The organism is Pengzhenrongella phosphoraccumulans (assembly GCF_045689905.1).
Lineage (GTDB): Bacteria > Actinomycetota > Actinomycetes > Actinomycetales > Cellulomonadaceae > Pengzhenrongella > Pengzhenrongella phosphoraccumulans.
Window position 1 is genome coordinate 988,214 of the sequence record NZ_CP144210.1, and the last position, 16,369, is coordinate 1,004,582.

At 69.3% G+C, this 16,369-nt stretch carries 18 protein-coding genes; 9 read left to right on the top strand and 9 right to left on the bottom strand.

The features are described from left to right. Positions 1–1,239: 1,239 nt before the first annotated feature. A complete protein-coding gene (locus VTA80_RS04660) occupies positions 1,240–2,643 on the bottom strand; it encodes a DUF4214 domain-containing protein (RefSeq protein WP_407344239.1) in 1,404 nt (467 codons plus the stop codon). Between the two features lie 343 nt (positions 2,644–2,986). Continuing rightward, complete coding sequence (locus tag VTA80_RS04665; protein WP_407344240.1) at positions 2,987–4,057, bottom strand: phosphotransferase enzyme family protein; 1,071 nt, start codon at positions 4,055–4,057, stop codon at positions 2,987–2,989. Between the two features lie 139 nt (positions 4,058–4,196). Here VTA80_RS04665 and VTA80_RS04670 point away from each other — a divergent pair, with 139 nt between their 5' ends. Both VTA80_RS04670 and VTA80_RS04675 read left to right on the top strand, forming a co-directional pair. Further along, positions 4,197–4,397 carry a hypothetical protein gene (locus tag VTA80_RS04670; protein WP_407344241.1) on the top strand — a complete coding sequence of 67 codons (201 nt, stop codon included), beginning with the start codon at positions 4,197–4,199 and terminating at the stop codon, positions 4,395–4,397. Continuing rightward, complete coding sequence (locus VTA80_RS04675) at positions 4,394–4,774, top strand: type II toxin-antitoxin system death-on-curing family toxin (protein WP_407344242.1); 381 nt, start codon at positions 4,394–4,396, stop codon at positions 4,772–4,774. The genes VTA80_RS04670 and VTA80_RS04675 overlap by 4 nt, the downstream gene beginning before the upstream one ends. A gap of 163 nt (positions 4,775–4,937) precedes the next feature. Here VTA80_RS04675 and VTA80_RS04680 read toward each other — a convergent pair whose 3' ends face one another. The 3 genes from VTA80_RS04680 to VTA80_RS04690 form a co-directional block, all read right to left on the bottom strand. Further along, complete coding sequence (locus VTA80_RS04680) at positions 4,938–5,174, bottom strand: hypothetical protein (RefSeq protein WP_407344243.1); 237 nt, start codon at positions 5,172–5,174, stop codon at positions 4,938–4,940. Between the two features lie 210 nt (positions 5,175–5,384). Next, positions 5,385–6,029 (bottom strand): RNA polymerase sigma factor, encoded by a 645-nt coding sequence (locus tag VTA80_RS04685; RefSeq protein WP_407345688.1) that lies wholly within the window; start codon positions 6,027–6,029, stop codon positions 5,385–5,387. Between the two features lie 103 nt (positions 6,030–6,132). Continuing rightward, the gene (locus tag VTA80_RS04690) at positions 6,133–6,366 is read right to left on the bottom strand and encodes a hypothetical protein (RefSeq protein WP_407344244.1); all 234 of its coding nucleotides are present in this window, start codon (positions 6,364–6,366) and stop codon (positions 6,133–6,135) included. A gap of 335 nt (positions 6,367–6,701) precedes the next feature. Here VTA80_RS04690 and VTA80_RS04695 point away from each other — a divergent pair, with 335 nt between their 5' ends. Next, positions 6,702–7,073: a hypothetical protein gene (locus VTA80_RS04695; protein ID WP_407344245.1), complete on the top strand. Its 372-nt coding sequence runs from the start codon at positions 6,702–6,704 to the stop codon at positions 7,071–7,073. 88 nt (positions 7,074–7,161) lie between these two features. Here the strand turns inward: VTA80_RS04695 and VTA80_RS04700 are convergent, their stop codons facing one another. Beyond that, positions 7,162–8,040, bottom strand: coding sequence for a B12-binding domain-containing protein (locus VTA80_RS04700; RefSeq protein WP_407344246.1), 879 nt, complete (start codon positions 8,038–8,040; stop codon positions 7,162–7,164). A 118-nt stretch (positions 8,041–8,158) separates the two neighbouring features. Between VTA80_RS04700 and VTA80_RS04705 the strand changes: the two genes are divergently transcribed. From VTA80_RS04705 to VTA80_RS04715, 3 genes are all read left to right on the top strand, one after another. Further along, positions 8,159–8,977 (top strand): bacteriorhodopsin-like, encoded by an 819-nt coding sequence (locus tag VTA80_RS04705; protein ID WP_407344247.1) that lies wholly within the window; start codon positions 8,159–8,161, stop codon positions 8,975–8,977. Positions 8,978–9,262: 285 nt separating this feature from the next. Continuing rightward, entirely contained in the window at positions 9,263–10,534 is a 1,272-nt protein-coding gene (locus tag VTA80_RS04710) for an ATP-binding protein (protein WP_407344248.1), read from the top strand. Positions 10,535–10,598: 64 nt separating this feature from the next. After that, on the top strand, positions 10,599–11,120 hold the full coding sequence (locus VTA80_RS04715; protein ID WP_407344249.1) for a nuclear transport factor 2 family protein: 522 nt from the start codon (positions 10,599–10,601) through the stop codon (positions 11,118–11,120). A gap of 94 nt (positions 11,121–11,214) precedes the next feature. On the opposite strand, the gene VTA80_RS04720 is transcribed toward VTA80_RS04715, so the two are convergent. Next, complete coding sequence (locus VTA80_RS04720) at positions 11,215–11,457, bottom strand: hypothetical protein (RefSeq protein WP_407344250.1); 243 nt, start codon at positions 11,455–11,457, stop codon at positions 11,215–11,217. Positions 11,458–11,872: 415 nt separating this feature from the next. Here VTA80_RS04720 and VTA80_RS04725 point away from each other — a divergent pair, with 415 nt between their 5' ends. The 3 genes from VTA80_RS04725 to VTA80_RS04735 all read left to right on the top strand — a co-directional run bounded on the left by VTA80_RS04725 (position 11,873) and on the right by VTA80_RS04735 (position 14,750). After that, positions 11,873–12,241 carry a hypothetical protein gene (locus VTA80_RS04725; protein WP_407342805.1) on the top strand — a complete coding sequence of 123 codons (369 nt, stop codon included), beginning with the start codon at positions 11,873–11,875 and terminating at the stop codon, positions 12,239–12,241. A gap of 92 nt (positions 12,242–12,333) precedes the next feature. After that, positions 12,334–13,938 (top strand): DDE-type integrase/transposase/recombinase, encoded by a 1,605-nt coding sequence (locus VTA80_RS04730; protein ID WP_407342804.1) that lies wholly within the window; start codon positions 12,334–12,336, stop codon positions 13,936–13,938. Continuing rightward, positions 13,935–14,750: an ExeA family protein gene (locus tag VTA80_RS04735; RefSeq protein WP_407342803.1), complete on the top strand. Its 816-nt coding sequence runs from the start codon at positions 13,935–13,937 to the stop codon at positions 14,748–14,750. The genes VTA80_RS04730 and VTA80_RS04735 overlap by 4 nt, the downstream gene beginning before the upstream one ends. On the opposite strand, the gene VTA80_RS04740 is transcribed toward VTA80_RS04735, so the two are convergent. Together VTA80_RS04740 and VTA80_RS04745 are read right to left on the bottom strand one after the other, a co-directional pair. Continuing rightward, the gene (locus VTA80_RS04740; RefSeq protein ID WP_407344251.1) at positions 14,737–15,882 is read right to left on the bottom strand and encodes an FAD-binding domain-containing protein; all 1,146 of its coding nucleotides are present in this window, start codon (positions 15,880–15,882) and stop codon (positions 14,737–14,739) included. The two genes, VTA80_RS04735 and VTA80_RS04740, sit on opposite strands and share 14 nt — an antisense overlap. Beyond that, a complete protein-coding gene (locus VTA80_RS04745; protein ID WP_407344252.1) occupies positions 15,879–16,310 on the bottom strand; it encodes a DUF3253 domain-containing protein in 432 nt (143 codons plus the stop codon). The genes VTA80_RS04740 and VTA80_RS04745 overlap by 4 nt, the downstream gene beginning before the upstream one ends. Positions 16,311–16,369: the final 59 nt, after the last annotated feature.

A 16,369-nucleotide genomic window follows, 5' to 3' on the forward strand; every position in this document is an offset into this window, starting at 1 on the left:
AAGGGGTAGAAGACCCGGTCGGGTCCGGCCCGAGTTTTCGCATCGCCCCTCTACCCGCAGGTGTGCAGCAAAAGGGCAGAAGACGGTGTTGGAGCCCGATCAGATTTCACGGATCTCCCATCGCCTGGTTCCTGTTCACCACAGAGAGCACCCGACGTGCGCACACGCGCTGGACGTCACCGAAAGCCCCTCTCCTTCAAAGGGGTGCGCCCATTGGGCAGAACACCGGGCTCAGCCCGGAGGCTCTTGCGTCGACCGGCCGGCCACGCGCTCAGAGGGCCTGCGCGAAGACGGGGCCGATGATGACGACGGGGTCGACGACGATGACGGGCAGGATGACGACGTCGGCCGTCGGCGGGCAGTACTCGACGGCAACTGTCAGCCGAATGGCAACCCCGCTCGAGCACTCGGTGCAAGAGGAGTGAGCCCGTTGATGCTTGCTTCTGGGAGTCGCGATCGCGACTGGCACGAGGCGCGGCCACGGACCGGACAAAGTTCACGGGTTGGCGACCGAGTGCGGCTGGATCGGCGGCCATGGCAGGGGCGGCGCGGAGTTCGTCGACAGTGCGGTGGGGCGTCACGATCGACGATGGCGGCCGTCATCACTTTCCGCAGGCCTGGTGCGAGCGAAACGTGGGGACTTTGCCCGAATAGACGGGGTGAGCGCCGGCGACTGGCCAACTGGGCGCAAGCTGGGCCGCGGCTCCCCCATCGGGAGGGAGCAAGCGTCCCGCACCGTGTCCGGTGTCGTCGCGGACCACCACCGCACTCGCCTTGGTCGCGACGGGCGCGCCGACGCCGCGAGGACGTGTTTGACGGCGCCCGATTGAACGCCGAGGTATTGCCAAAACCCTGACACTTGTCAGCGCATGAGGGCTCCAGGCCGACCTGCCGGTTGCCGAAACCCTGACACTTCCCGCCACGAGCCGTGCTGTCGTGCCACCTGAACTGGGCAAACGCTAAGTGTCAGGGTTTTGGCAATAGGCGGAGCGCGCTGGCCTCGACGAGAGTCGCGGTTGCCTCACGTTGGTCGACGTCGACGTCGAGGTCGAAGGTGACGCGGAAGCGGGGGCTCGGACACAGCGCGCCAGACAGTCGCAGCGAGCGTTGGCACCTGCGATCGAGAAGAGATGACGACGTGTCTTAAGTGGCATTATGTGGCGGTTCTGGGGAGAGGGCCCCAAGTGCAGTACGACTCGCCTTTGCCCGTTCTTGGGCGGCTTCGGCACCAGAACTCGGTCACGAGCGCGGGACGTTGGCGCGGTACTCCTGGGAGGAGACGATCCCGGCGATGATCTGTTCGTCTCGGGAGCCGGCCTGTATGAGGCGGATCCAGGTCAGTGTGCCGGTGGGATCGATGTGCCGGTGAAGCAGGTTGATGTAGTAGCCGTCGACGACGGTGGTCAGGTGCTCCGTCGAATAGAGGAACCCGAGGGCGACCTCGGTCCGCGAGGTGCCGGCGTTGAGTCGACGCTGCCAGGAGTCGACCTCGCTGTTCGCCGGTTCACGGTTCAGCACCTTCTTGTACAGGTGCGTGATCCAGCCGCGATCGGTGCTGCCGCTGAGGTTGTAGTACTCCGGGGAGGAGATGAACCCGGCCTGCATGTTCTCGATGTGCAGGGACGCACGCATGGCATCGAGCCAGTTCCGGCCACCTATGGCGTCCGGCGCCCGGTCGAGGTAGGTCCTGTAGGCGGCGGCGATCATGCGGATGCGGTTCTCGTCGGAGTACGTGATCGCATCGGCGACCGTCCCGTAGGCCCCGCCGTTGCGCAGCGCGCTCGACCAGGTCGACAGCCCGACCGCGTCCGGCTGCCGGCTGAACAGGTCTTCGTAGACGGAGGTCACGTAGGCGCCCACCGGATCAGCGATCGGCGTCGTGAAGGGGACGGTGACAGCCTTCTTGCCATTCATGAAGCCCTGCAGGGTGATCTGAAGCCCGGCCGCCGTCGCTGGCATGTCCGCGGGCAAGGTGATCGTCAGTCGAGTCGAGTCGTTGGAGACCACCCGGTTCGCCCGCGGGAGCTCGGAGAGGAACCTCCCTGCCGAGTCGACGACGAGGACGTGCAGCGAGTCGTAGTCGTAGTAGAAGAAGTCCGGCTCGGCGACCAAGTCGAGGACCATGCCGGGCGCAGCACGGGCCGGCGTTGTCGTGTAGGAGTGGAAATCGATCGTCGGGACCGCGTCGAAGAGGTCCACGCGCACCTCACCCGGGGCGCTGCCCGGTGCCAGGTACAGCTCGACGGACAGGTCAAGGGTGTCGAAGTTGCCCGAACCCAGCAGCCGGATGCTGAACCAGTCCTCCGATGCGCAGGTCGCGAGAGTGCTCGCCAAGATCGCGGCTGGGTCAACGATGAGGTCCCACCCGTCCATGTGCAGGCCGGCCGTGGTGGACGGGCACATGGACACCCCAGCGGCGCTCCAGGCTTCGAGGTGCAGGCTCGCGGGGTTGACGTCCGTGCTGGTGACCCGAGCCGGGAACGCGTACCGCAACGACGGAGCACCTGCCGGGAGCGCAGCCGCCGCGGGGTTGCCGCTGCCTCCCCACCGGATGTCCTGCGAATGTGACGTCGGTGCGTCGAGCGGTACGGTCACGCCATCGATGCCGGCACCGGCCGTGGCCGGCCCCGCCGCAAGTGCCATGAGCAGGGAAGCGACAAGCGCGGTGGGAACGAGACGGGACCAGAGGCTCCGCTGCCGGGCACGGAACGACACGGTCACTGGGGGGTCTCGTTTCTCGGCCATCCACAAGTGGCCGCGGGAGCAAGGTCGAAGCGCCGGCGTAGCGACCGGCAACTGGTGATCGCCAACTACAGCGCAGATCCGCGGGCTGGGGAGACACGAGACCTCGGGTGGGCGGGTGAAAACGCGAAGCAATGCTCGCTGAGCTCCCTGACGGGGTCGCGGAGTGAAGCTGTGTGCTCCAATGGGCCAAGCAGAGGACCTTGCCCAGCGGCTAGCTGTCGTTACCCAGCGGGAGGTCTTGTCAGTGGGGTGCCGGCGGTCCTGAAGAGGGCCACCCACTCGAATCAGCCCGCAACGCCCCGTGGGACAGGAGGGCATCGAGGACTCGGGCCGTCAGATCAGGTGTGGGCAGGGTGCGTAACGCCTCATCGACCTCGAGCTCGGCCCAGATGCGGTCGCGTTTGAGAGCCGTCGGGTCGAGCGCGACACGTACTTGCAGGTTCAGGAAGTTCAAATGGGCGGCGATCAGCATGGTGAAGTCGGCGGTCGAACACAGTCGTGCCGGCCCGCCCGCCGCGACGTACGACCGGTACGCCGACCGCATCGACTCAAGGTCGGGACGGCCGTCGTGAAAGAAGGCCACCAGTGCGCGGGCGAGCTCTCTGGCCGGCTCGGCGGGCCCGAGCGCTTCCCAGTCCACGACGACGAGCTCACCGTCCGCATCGGCGAGCACGTTGCCGGGATGCAAGTCGCGGTGGCAGACCCGCAGACCGGTCGGGTCGCTCGAAGAAAGCAGCGCCTGTAGGGAGGGAAGGCCGTCCACCGCCGCGGCCAGCCGCGCTGCCCAGGGTCTGTCCGCTTCATCGGCGGCGATCACCAGAGGTTCCCACTCGTGCCGCTCTGGCGGAACCTCGTACCAAGGGTCCGGTGGCCCACCTCCCGGCTCTTGGTCCGCCGCTGGGGCACCCCGGTGCAACCGGGCGAGAAGTACACCGAGCGCGTCAGCGGCGGCAGTGAGGTCGGCGGGCCGCAGTTCGACCCAGTCGTAGAGCCGAAGCCACCCCCCACCCGTGAGCGGCACCACGTACCGCCCGGTCCGATCGAGATGACTCGTCGGCAACCGGACTCCCGCCGAGGCGACGCGCTGCGCAAAGGCGATCTCAGCCTCCACCCTCGCGCTCGCGGTCGCGGAAGGTGCACCCGCAAACGCCTGTTTGAGGGCGAACGCCCGTGTCTTCGTTGCCAACCGCCACACCTGGCCCTGCGCGCCCCGGGCGCCGGGCGTGATCGAGACGTCCACGTCTCCGAGTTCGAAAGCCCCCAACGCCACGCTGAGCACATCAATCTGCACAACCCCATCATCGACGGTCATGACAGGTACCGCGCCAACGACGCAAAGCTGTCGTCAACCAGCGCGTGGTTGGCGCCTTGATTCGCAGTCGGACGTCGACGTGGCAACGCGACTCTCGTCACCACTTCCCCGCGTGGTACCACGTTGGTATCATCGGCGTGTGGCTATGACACTCCGTCTCACCGACGTCCAGCAAGAAGCTCTCCGCGTGACCGCCGAACGCGAGCAGCGGTCGATGCAGGCGGTCGCCGCGGATGCGATCGAGCGCTACACCTCGGAGCGGAACCGTCGTCGTGACGAGATCCTCGCGAAGATCATGGACCGGGACGCCGAGCTCCTTGACCGGCTGGCGCAGGGGTGAGTCTCGACTACCTCGAGTTCGAAGATCTCCTCATCGCCGCGGAGCTGTTCCTGGGCCACGCACCCGAGGTCCGGGACTACGGGCTGCTGGAGTCGGCGCTCGCTCGGCCGCGCGCGGTGGTGTTCGGGCAGGACGCGTACCCGACGCTGGATGACAAGGCGGCCGCGCTGCTGCTCTCCCTCGTGCTCAATCACGCGCTGGTGGACGGGAACAAGCGGCTCGGCTGGTTCGGCGTCGTCACGTTCTATGAATTTAACGGCCGGACCGTGCGGATCGTCGAGGATTCCCCATTCGAGACCATCATGGTCATCGCTCGCGGCGAACTCGTCGACGTCCCGGCCGTCGCCAAGATCCTGCGTCGATGGACAACGCCCTAGCGTTGCCACCGCGCAGTCGCCTGATCTCCGACGCGCATCTTGGCCGTCGATAGCTGCCGAGCCGGCCGCTCAACTGATCCCGGGCGTGCAGGTTGGCGTGCTTCGAGGTAGCGAGCGAGTGCTCCGCGAGGCAGGGGCTCTGGCTGGGCAACTCGCGGGACGGTCATTCGCATACGGCGGTGGTGTCGGCGCCCGTAAACGGCTCCCGACCGGCGGTCTTGGTTGACGTCGGTATCGGCGTGGAGACGGGTCCGGTGGTGCTCGGAGCGGCCGGGGCGGCGGGCTCTTCCGTGGCGACGATCGGCAGGTCCTGCACCTCAATCCACCAGATAGCGTCGGACGAGGCCGTCCAGACAACCCGGTCGTGATCGGCAGGGTCCGGACCATTCGGGATCGTCATGAAGGTGATGTCGCCGCTGCGGACGTTGCGGGTGTTGTCGGCGAGCGAGGCGATCGTCTAGAGCGTGAGTCCGGCGTCGGTGGTCATCGAGTTCGTCGCTGCGGACAGGAACGAGATGAGTTCGAGCACGGTGCCCACGTCGTTCTTGGGGCGAGCCGCAGTCATCACCTCCGGGCGATCCCCGCGGCCCAGAGCTCGAAGACGGTCGGACTAGCGTGCCGCGTCGCTAGTCGAGACGGCGGCACGCAGTCGGCACAGCGACTCTCGCAGGTGGCTGCGGACGGAAATGGTCGGCATATCGAGCCGCTCGGCAATCTGACGGTGGGTGAGGTTGTCGTAGACGGCCAGCCGCATGACCTGCCGGGCGGGCTCAGCTAGGCGATCGAGCTCGCTGGCGACCAGGATCGTGCCAGCGACCCGGTCGAAGTCGCAGGCCACCTCGTCGGTCTGCGCGCCGACGAGGCCCAGGGCCGCATGCGCCGCAGCACCAGGGGGCCGGGTCTGATCCCGGCCCAGGACTCGTCGCCGGGTTATGGTCAGCAACCATCCGGGCAGGCTCAGCGCCGTGGGCAAGTATGCGGTTCGCCCCCGCCATGCCTCGAGGAAGACCTCGGCGGTGATCTCGGCGGCATCATCGGAATTGTCCACCGATCGCAACGCAGCCGAGTAGACCAGCTGGGACCAGCGCCGGTAGGTCTCCCGCAGTGCGTCCTCGCTCCCGGCGCGAAAACCGTCGCCGACGTCCGCGTCAGTTGCCTCGACCTGCGAATCTCCACCCGGGCTCAGACCTCGGCCGGCGATGGCGCCTGACGCCGCCTCAGGGTCCCGTCCGCCCCTGGGCCCCCTGGTGTCCATCACAGGACCGACCTGGCGTCCATCCTCCGTGACTGGCCTGGCTCAGGCATCGGTGCCCGGACCAGGTTGGCCCGAGTGTTCGGCGTCAGGTGGGCCTTTACGTTCAGGCGGTGGCGGCGCTCTGGTCGTGGTCCTCCGCGTGTGCCAGCTGCCCGGCCAGAGCGAAGAACGTCGGCGCCCACAACCCGACGAAGATGCCGAATCGCTCAGCGTGCGCGATGTCCCCGGATCCCTTGGCCATCCGCCAGGTCGCGATGGAGGCGACGATCGAGACGAAACCGGCGACCTGCAGGATGTCACTGGAGATACCGAGCTTGTTCATCTGCTGCACGATCATGGGAGCTCTCCTCGCATCAGGAATGGTTCTCGGATTCTCACATCGAGTACACCGGCCCGCCACCGGGCAGCTGCTCACTTGTCCACCACTCGAGGCGTCGCGCGATACCCGGGGACTTGCCACATCGCATGAAGCAGGCTTCACCGTTCTTGTTCGACGAAGGGGAGTATCCCCGAGCGCTGCGTCGTCAGGACGGCCCCCCGGGGCCCGGTGCAGCGGGCTCCGGCTGGGAGAGACCTTCGGTTGGCAAGTCACCCACCGGAGGTACCCGCCCCGCCCCTCTTGGACGTTGGACCGAACCTCGGCACGTCCCCAGCCCGCCACCAGCCGATCTGGTGGCCGCACCTTTGCGCGCGACCGGGCACCCCGCGGTGTCGGTGCTGCTGCCCACCACACCGGCCGGCGTGATGAGCGAGCCGGACCGGGGCGTGCTGCGCGGCCTGCTCGACAGGCTCCGAGCGGTGATGGGCGATCGAGCCGCGCTGCCGTGCGCCCAGGGATACCTCCTGGGGCGCCCGTCCCTCGAGCCGCCGTGGCGCAGCACGACATCCACCCGGTGGCCCCTTCGACGGATCATGATGGGGCCCGAGCCCGAGGCGACCGCGGTGCCGTCGCGGTGCTGGTGCCAGTTCGACGGCAGACACAAAGCCGAACCCGGCATCGCCACGAGCGACCGCCACGACACCCTCGACACAGCCGGCCGTTGACCCCCGCCCGATGCTCGCCGCGCCCGAGTTGCACCCAGCGCGAGCCGAGGATCCGACTCGCAAGTGCGTATGGGACGCAGTTCGGGATTCATCCCGAAGACTGCGGGGTGCCCGGGTCGCGGGGCATGGGCCTTTCGCGCGCGCCCCTGTGTTCGGCGTTCGGGCGCCCGAACGGTCCCTTGCCACCCACGGCCGCTCGGGCCTCGATCCGCAGCTCACCGAGCGTGCGACCGGCACCCCCCACAAGGGTCGCGATCCCGATAGCCCGCAGCTCGGCCGCGGCGCGTTCGGCGGCCGGCGCGACGTCGTCGGTCGTTGCGGTGATGACGGCGAGATCGACGTCGTGCTCGGCACAAAAGCGCAGCAGCTCCTCAGCGGGAACGTCGCTACCGAGGTGCTGCACGGCCCAGTTGTCTTCGCGCAGCGCGGCGGCCGCCATGGCCGAGGGCAGGCTGTGCAGGTCGCCCGACATCGCCGCCACCACGACGGTGCCCCGACGTCGCCCCCGGGTTTCCCGCTGGACGTGACCGAGCAGTCGCTCGACGATGGCCGAGGCTCGGTGCTCGACCCAGATGGAGGATTCCCCGGCACGCCAGGCCGCCCCGATCCGGCGTAGCGCCGGGGAGAGCACGTCCTGCAGCACGGTGGCGAGCGGCACCCCCTTCTCGATCAGCGTTGTGGCGATCCGGCGGGCAGCCGACTCATCGCCCGCGACGAGCGCGACATGCAGACGCTCGGCCTCCTTGTCCAGGTGCTCAGGCCGGTGCGCCGACCTCCCCGCCCGCGGCGCTGCAGGCTCGTCTCGATGCCGCGCGAACTCCACCAGGTCCGCGCGGTCGATGACGTAGCGCCCGCGGACCATCGTGGCGGGCAGGGCGCCTGACGTCACCCACTTGTAGGCCGTCTGGTAGTGCACGCCGAGCTCGTCGGCTGCGTCCCGCAGCGGCAGTGAAGGAGGGTCGACCACCCGCCGATGATAGCGACGAATGAGATTGAACACATATCTAGACTAAAATGGACTGAACTGGTAGAGATGACTCCACCGGGTCCGGGCAGCCGCCAGGACACTTCCCAAGGAGCCACTGATGGATCCCATGCTCGTGCTGACCGCGGGGCAGTTCTCCCTCGTGTACAACGCCTTCTCCTTCGTCATCGCCTCGATGGGGGCGGCCTTCATCTTCTTCCTGCTGGTCCGCAACCAGGTCCGCCCGGCCAACCAGCTTGCCGTCACGATCTCGACCGTCGTGGTCGCGATCGCCCTGTACCACTACGTCCGGATCTTCGGATCGTGGGAAGACGCGTTCTCGTACGTCGACGGCAGCTACGTCCAGGACGGCGCACCGTTCAACGAGGCCTACCGGTACGTCGACTGGCTCCTGACGGTGCCCCTGCTGCTGACCGAGCTGGTCATCGTGCTCAAGCTGGCCAAGGCCACGACCCGCAGCCTGCTCATCCGACTCAGCGTCGCCGCGGTCGCGATGATCGCCCTCGGGTACCCCGGCGAGATCGCCGCCGTCGGGTCCGCCGAACGCACCTTCTACGGGATCGCCTCGACCATCCCGTTCCTGTACATCCTGTACGTGCTCTTCGTGGAGCTCGGCCGCTCGCTCGGGCGCCAGCCGGCCGGGGTGCGCACACTCGTGGACGGCCTGCGCTACATCATCCTCATCACCTGGGGCGTGTACCCGCTGGCCTACCTGTCCCCCTCGTTCATCAGCGACCCCGCCCAGGCCGAGGTCGTCCGTCAGGTCGGCTACTCCATCGCCGACGTGCTCGCCAAGCCCCTGTTCGGGCTGCTCGTCCTCGCGATCGCGCTCGCTAAGTCGAAGGAGCAGGCGATCGACGCAGGCCTCGATGCCGAGCTCACGACGCTCGACTCCCCGATCAAGCTCGACCGCACCTGAGCAGCCGATACGACAATCTCGAGGCCAGGGTTCCGGCGGCGCGGGTCAGTTTGACCGAGATCGCCGCCGGGGCCAGCGCGGCGGCACCGGCTCCAGACCGTCGTGATGTGCCTGGCCAGCCCGTGGACCAACAAGGACATCGGGATGGACCTCCCCCTGATGAGCCAGATGCTGCGCAACATTGGCCCCGGGCCGGCGCGCGGGGCCCCTGCACCGCCCCCGACCCGATGAGCCCAGGACGCCCGCGGGGAGGCAACCCATCGCACGGGCGTACTGGAGGGCATCATGACGGGGTGGCGGCTGCGTGACCTGACCGACGACGACCTGGAGGAAGCTGTCGGCCTCGACGCCGCGTCGTCGTCGGTGGACCAACGGCCGCTGTTCCCCCTGTCGGAGGTCGTGGCGAGCCTTGTCTCCGGTCAGCCGGCGGTCGCGGCGGAGTCCGGCGGCCGGTTGGTGGGGACCGCGGTGGGACGCGTCGACGGCGACCGTGGCTGGGTGCTGCGCATCGCGTTGCACCCGCAGTGGCGCGGCCAGGGCCTGGGCAGTCAATTGTTGGCGCTGCTCGAGCAGCGCCTGGTGGCCGCAGGGGCGCGTCGCCTGAGCTGTGCTCTGCCCGCCGGTGAGACCGGGAGCGACGCGCTGCGGAACTCCGGTTTCGCCGAGCGTGAGGACATCGTGTGGTTCGAGAAGCTGGAGCAGCTGCGAGCCGGTGACGTCGAGACCGCTGCTTCCCTGGGTGGCGCCGTCCCACCGCCCAACTTGTGGCAGCAGGTGCAGGGGATGTCGCTGGAGAAGCAGCTCATCGAGCGCCGGATCGTGCTGCCGCTGTCCCACGCGTCCCTCGCCGAGGAGCACGGCTTGCGTGCCCCGCGTGCGGTCATGCTGTTCGGTCCGCCAGGCACAGGCAAGACGACGTTCGCCCGGGCCATCGCGAGCAGGCTGGGATGGCCGTTCGTGGAGTTGTTCCCGTCACGGCTGGCCGGGTCGGCGAGCGGTCTGGCCGGCGGGCTTTCCGAGGCGTTCGCCGCTGTTGCGCGGATGGAGCACGTGCTGGTCTTTATCGACGAGGTCGAGGAGATCGCCGCCGACCGCGAGCAGGCTCGCGTCGACGTGGGCGTGGTCAATGAGCTGCTGAAGTCGATCGTCGCTTTCCGCGAACGGCCCCAACGGCTTCTCGTGTGCGCTACGAACAGCATTGCCAGACTGGATGGCGCCTTCCTGCGGCACGGGCGGTTCGACTACGTCATCCCGATCGGCCCGCCCGACGCCCAGGCGCGCTCGGCCCTGTGGCACCGCGCCACCGATGGGCAGGCGGGCCTCGACGTTGATGTCGAGGTTCTGGTCGCGGCCAGCGCCGGGCTGACCCCCGCGGACATCGGCCACGCCACCCAGCTCGTAGCCCAGTACACGTTCGAGGCCAGCCTCGACTCCGGCGCCCGGGTGCGCCCGAGCACCGACGTCTACCTCGACGCACTCAACCAGACCCGACCCACCCTCGACGACGCGGACATTGCCGCCTTCACCAAGGACATCGAACGGTTCCAGAGGTCCTAACGCGCGACCAGCGTCGGCCGGCGAAGAGCCCCGAATCTCGATGCCCACGGTGCACACTGGCCCCATGACCGACATCGGCGACGTCAACACGCCCCACGCCCAGCCCCCGGCCCGGTCCACCCAGTCTCCGCTGGACCGGCCGCCAGCCGAGCACGTCGGCAAGGCGTTCTTCGCGGAGACTCTCACCCTGCTGCGGTGCGTCCGGGACCACGACTTCGATGCGCTCGCCGACCTGTGCGACGACGACTTCGGCATCGTCGATGTCGCGCCCGACGGCGCGGCCGTGCCCATCCGCACCCGGCCCGAATGGGAAGACTGGTTTCACACCCTCTTCTCTACGCTGGACACCATGGGCGCTGCCACGGACAGCCAGGTGCTCGCCTACGACGCCCGCGCGGGCGCCGACCTGGGGTACGGGGTGCTCGAGTTCCGCCAGACGCTGACCGTCGGGCCGTTCACCGCAACGTTCGACTGCATCGCCACGCTGATCTGGAAGCGATCCGGAGCCCGCTGGGTCGAGTCGCGCTGGCACTGCTCGGTTATATCCAAGGACGTCCCGCCAGAGCTGCTCGCCACCCAGAACTGAGCCTGCGGGGAACGAGCCACAACCCGGGAGGACGACGTCCCGGCCGAGCAGCACGCCCTCCAGCGCTCTTGCGAGCCGCACGGCAACCGGTGAGCTACGCCTGGCCTGCGGCGCGCCAGGCGGTGAATGAGCCGATCGGGCCGGCGTGGGGTGGCACCAGCCAGGGCCAGGGGTACACCATGACGGGCCGCACCACGGCGGAGCGCGCCCGCCAGCCGGGCACCGGCGCGAACGTCGTGGCGAGCCGGAGCCCGGTGAGCGCCGATCGCGGGTCGCCACGCAGGATCCGCACCTCGCGACGACTGGCGAGATCGGCGAGCGTCTCGGTGAGGAACACCAGTTGTTGAGCGACGCCGTGGCTGACGACGTGGGGATGGGTTGGCGTCGCTGACGGTGATGACGCGTTTTGGGCAGCCCTGCGGGGTTGCCTTTTTTCGTTGGCGACGAGAGCGTGACGACGTCCATGGAAGCGCAACGGCCCTCCCCTAATCCTTGGCCGGATGGGAGGGCCGTCGCTTGGTGCTTGGAGGCACCCGTTGCTGATCGTAGGTACGGACCCGCTCGAGGTCGACCGACTCCTGCGTCGTGGCGTGCTGCGTTGTCCGGGGTGCGCCGGTGAGCTCAGGCCCTGGGGCCATGCCCGGACCCGTCACATCCGCGGTGACAACGGGGGCGCGGCGGTGCTCGTGGTGCGTCCGCGTCGTTCGTCGTGTCCGGGGTGCGGGGTAACGCATGTGCTGATCAGCGCCTCGATGCTGGTGCGTCGTGCTGATAGCGCGGTCGTGATCGGCGCGGCACTGGTGGCCAAGGCCGGCGGGGCGGGGCATCGGCCGATCGCGACGGCGTTGGGTCGGCCGGTGAGCACGGTGCGGGGCTGGTTGCGCCGGTTCACGGCCCGGGCCCACGGGTGGTGGGTGTCGTTCACCGGTCTGCTGCATGCCCTGGATCCGCTGACCGGTCCGGTCGCCGTGCGCACGTGCGTGCTTGGCGATGCGGTGGAGGTGCTGGGCCTGGCTGCGGCCGCTGCGGCCAGAAGGTTCGGGCCGCGCCCGCCGTGGCAGTTCGCGTCCGCGGCCAGCGGCGGACTGCTGCTCGGTCCGTTGCCGGTGGGTGGGCGGTGACCAACACGAGTTGACCCTGGGCGGGGCTTGGTGGGTCCGGGAGTCTGCGCCTTGTTGATCACGCCGTGGTCACCGAGCAGCTGGAGGCACCGATGACACAGCACGACCAGGCGCAAGACGCTCGCGCTGAAAGGGCCCGTGACATCGGGCTGTTCCGTTACGCGCTGATCCGGGAGCCGGCGGATCCGGCGTTGAGCACCCGCCAGCGCGGCATCCTCGTGCGCGAGCTCGCCGCGACCGAGCACACGGGCCCGTTCGGGGCACGGGTGGTGGTCTCCCGGGTCACCCTGGACCGGTGGATCCGGGCCTGGCGCGCGGGCGGCTTCGATGCGTTGGTGCCGGCTGCTCGTTACGCCGAGCCCCGCACCCCGGGCGGGGTCCTCGCGCTGGCCGCAGCGTTGAAGCGGGAGGTCCCGGCCCGCACGGCCGCGCAGGTCGGTGCGATCTTGGCCGCCCACGCCGGCACGGCGCCCTCGGAGCGGACGTTGCAGCGCCACTTCGTGCGGTTAGAGCTCAATACCCGCCCCGACGGGATGGCCCCGAAGTCGTTCGGCAGGTTCGAGGCCGCGGCACCCAATGACCGGTGGACCGGTGACGCTCTGCACGGCCCGGTCGTCGGTGGGCGCAAGACGTACCTGTTCGCGTTCATCGACGACCACTCCCGGGCCATCGTGGGCTACCGGTGGGGCCACAGCGAAGACACCGTGCGCCTGGAGGCGGCGCTGCGCGCGGGCCTGGCCGCCCGCGGCGTCCCGGGCGTCGTATACGTCGACAACGGCTCCGCGTTCGTGGCCGCGCCGCTGATGCGAGCGTTGGCGTGTCTGGGGATCCGCCTCACGCACTCCAAACCCGGCCAGCCCGCCGGGCGCGGAAAGATCGAACGATTCTTCAGGACCGTCCGCGAGCAGTTCCTCGTCGAGCTCACCGCACCCGGCGCCCTGGCCGGCGTCGGGGACCTGACCCGGATGAATGAACTGTTCGCCGGGTGGGTCGAGACCGTCTACCACCCGCGAGTTCACAGCGAGACGGGTCAAGCGCCCATGGAACGGTTCCTCGCGCCCGGCCCACCAGCCCTGCCGAGCCCGGCCGCGTTGCGCGAGGCGTTCTTGTGGTCGGCACGGCGCACGGTGACCAAGACCGCGACGTTCTCCCTGCACGGCAACACCTACGAGGTCGACGCTGCCCTGGTCGGACGCCGCATCGAGGTCGTCTTCGACCCGTTCGACCTGACCACCTTGGACGTCCGCTTCCAGGGCCGCCCGATGGGCACCGCGATCCCGCACAAGATCTCCCGCCACATCCACCCCGCCGCGCACCCCGAGATCGCCCCGGCCCCGCCAACCGCCACCGGCATCGACTACCTCGCCCTGGTCGCCGACCGCCACGCCCAGGTCCTGGCCACCCGCATCAACTACACCGACCTGCCCACCGCCAACCAGGGCCGTGACCTCGCCGAAAGCATCGCCAGCGACGCGACCCTCGTCGGAGACAGGCCGTTCGGAGACGGGCCGTTCAGCGCCGCTACCGAACGCAACACCGCCTACGTGCGCGCCGTCGAGGCCGACCTGGCATCCATGCGCGCCGAACTGCACGCCAACCTGCCGACCGGCGTGCTGCCCGGACAGCTCGACCTCGCCGACCTGACGGGCTTCACCGGCTTCACCCCCGACCACGACAGCGATGAGGACCCGCGATGACGATCGAGAACCTGCAAGCCCACTACGGCTTCACCCGGATGCCATTCGGGCGAGGTCTCGCACCCCAGATGCTGCACCGCCACACCGCCCACGCCGAGGCCGTCGCGCGGATCGGATGGTGCGTATCGGAACGGGCCCTGGGGGTGATCACCGGAGAGGTCGGCGCCGGCAAGACCGTCGCGATCCGCGCCGCCCTGGCCGGTCTCGACGCCAGCCGGACCACCGTGATCTACCTCGCGAACCCCGCCGTCGGGGCCCGCGGCCTCTACGCCGGGATCGTCACCGCACTGGGCGGCACCCCCAGGTTCCACAAAGCATCCCTGATCCCACAGACGTGCGACCTGCTCGCCGCCGAGGAACACGAACGCGGCCGGGGCGTGGTCCTCGTCCTGGACGAAGCCCACCTCCTGGGCGCCGACCAGCTCGAGGAACTGAGGCTCCTGACGAACGCGGACATGGATAGTCACAGCCCGTTCGCCTGCCTGCTCGTCGGGCAGCCCACCCTGCGCCGGCGGATCAAGCTCGGCACATTCGCCGCGCTGGACCAGAGAATCGCGCTGCGCTACGCCATGACCGGCATGGACGCGGGCGAGACCAAGACGTACCTGATCCACCACCTCAAGCTCGCCGGGCGGTCCGACACCCTGTTCAGCGACGACGCGACCGCCCTGATCCACCAAGTCAGCCGCGGCCTGCCCCGCGCGGTGAACAACCTCGCCGTCCAAGCCCTCGTCGCAGCGTTCGCGACCAACAAGACCATCGTCGATGAGTCCTCCGCCCGCGCGGCAGTCACCGAGGTCACGACAGACTGACCACCAACGCGACACCACGACCACGAACCCCGCCGGCACACCAACCGGCGGGGTTCAGCCTTGCCCCCAAAACGTCCTCACCGACGATGACGCCGCCATCCTCACCTGACGCGGCGGTCAACACCAGTCGCCGCGAGTCCAGTCGCAGTCGCGCCAACAACGGCATGTCGAACACGAACACCGCCGGAACGTCGGGGTGCGCGAGCAGGGCGGGATCGTCGTCGCCGAGCGACTCCGCCGTGAGCCACACGATCTCTGCCGCGCCCGCTCCATCTCGGCGGGGCGCGGTCGGCCCGGTGGTGGCGGCAAGGTCGGGGTCGTGTCGCCAGCGCGGGTCTACGTCAGTGGCCCGCTCGGGAGCGGGGGCGTGCGGCCACGACCCCACCGGGCAGTCGCGGTTGAGCGCGCACTGTGCGCAGAGCCCGGGCGCGCGGTTCTCAACTTGCTGGCGGGAGAAGCCGTAGGGCTTGCCGGTGCCCACACCCACGGTCCAGGCCCACCCGAGCCGGTTGGCCGCGCGCGAGCCGTCGAGCAGGTGGCGGAAGAACAGGTCCTCCCCGTCCCGCCAGCCGAGGTGGGCGCGGACCGTCCAGTGCGAGGCCAGCCACATTCTCGCTTGGTTGGGCACCCAACCGTCGCGCTCGAGCTCGCCGACGGTGAGCTCGAGGCAGGCCATGTCGCGAGGCCAGCCGACGTCGGCCGGCGGGGGGCCGCCAACCGTGCGACCCGAGACCACGAATCGTGCGGCCCCAGTCATTGCGGTGCCGAACCGGGCGTAGACGTGCCGTGCGTACTCCTGCCACAACAGCTCGTATCGATACTTCGCCACATCTCGAGCCGGTCCATCGCCCACGTGAGCCCACAACGAGGGAAGTTTGATGAGTCCGTGACGCACGTACGGCGAGAGCGCCGATGAACCCCGCCGGTCGATCGGCCAGACTTCGTTGCGCCGCGCGGCATAGCCCGCGACGTCGAACGCTGCCAGCCGCTGGTCCGCAGCACGCTGGCCACCGCGAAAGGCCGGGCTCACACCGACGTGGCCGTCGGTGAGGTCACCGAGGTGGGCACCCACCCAAGCAGCAGCGGCGTCCGGCCCCAGGCTCGGCACCGGCAGGACAAGGTCGGCGCTCACCCGCGGGTCACCCGGCGAACCCGAACCGGGCCCCGCGCCGTGGACGGGTCGACAACCCGGCCGCCCTGGGTGATCTCGGCCTGACCACCGGCCACCAAACGACGCGCGGCGGCCCTGGCCGGCTCCATCAACGGCCGCCACAGCGCCTCATCGGCGCCACCCACGACGCGGGCAGCCTCGCTCGGGCAGATGGTTGCACCTCGCGGTCGAGCGGCGAGCAGGTCGAGGATCACCCGCTCGAGGGCGCGATCGGAGTCGGTAACGCGTCGCGCGCGGCAGGACTGCGAGCAGTAGCGGACCTGCTCCCAGTGAAGCTCCCACGCTCGACGCCAGGCAATCTGCCGCCCGCACGACGCGCACGTCTTCGATTGGCGCGACCCGGTCACCGCGCCGCGGCGGCCCGAGAGCGGGCGGGGGCGGTCTGGCACCGGCTCAGCGTGCGACTCGAACCGCGGGAGCGCAACCCGACGTCGTTCTATCTCCCCTG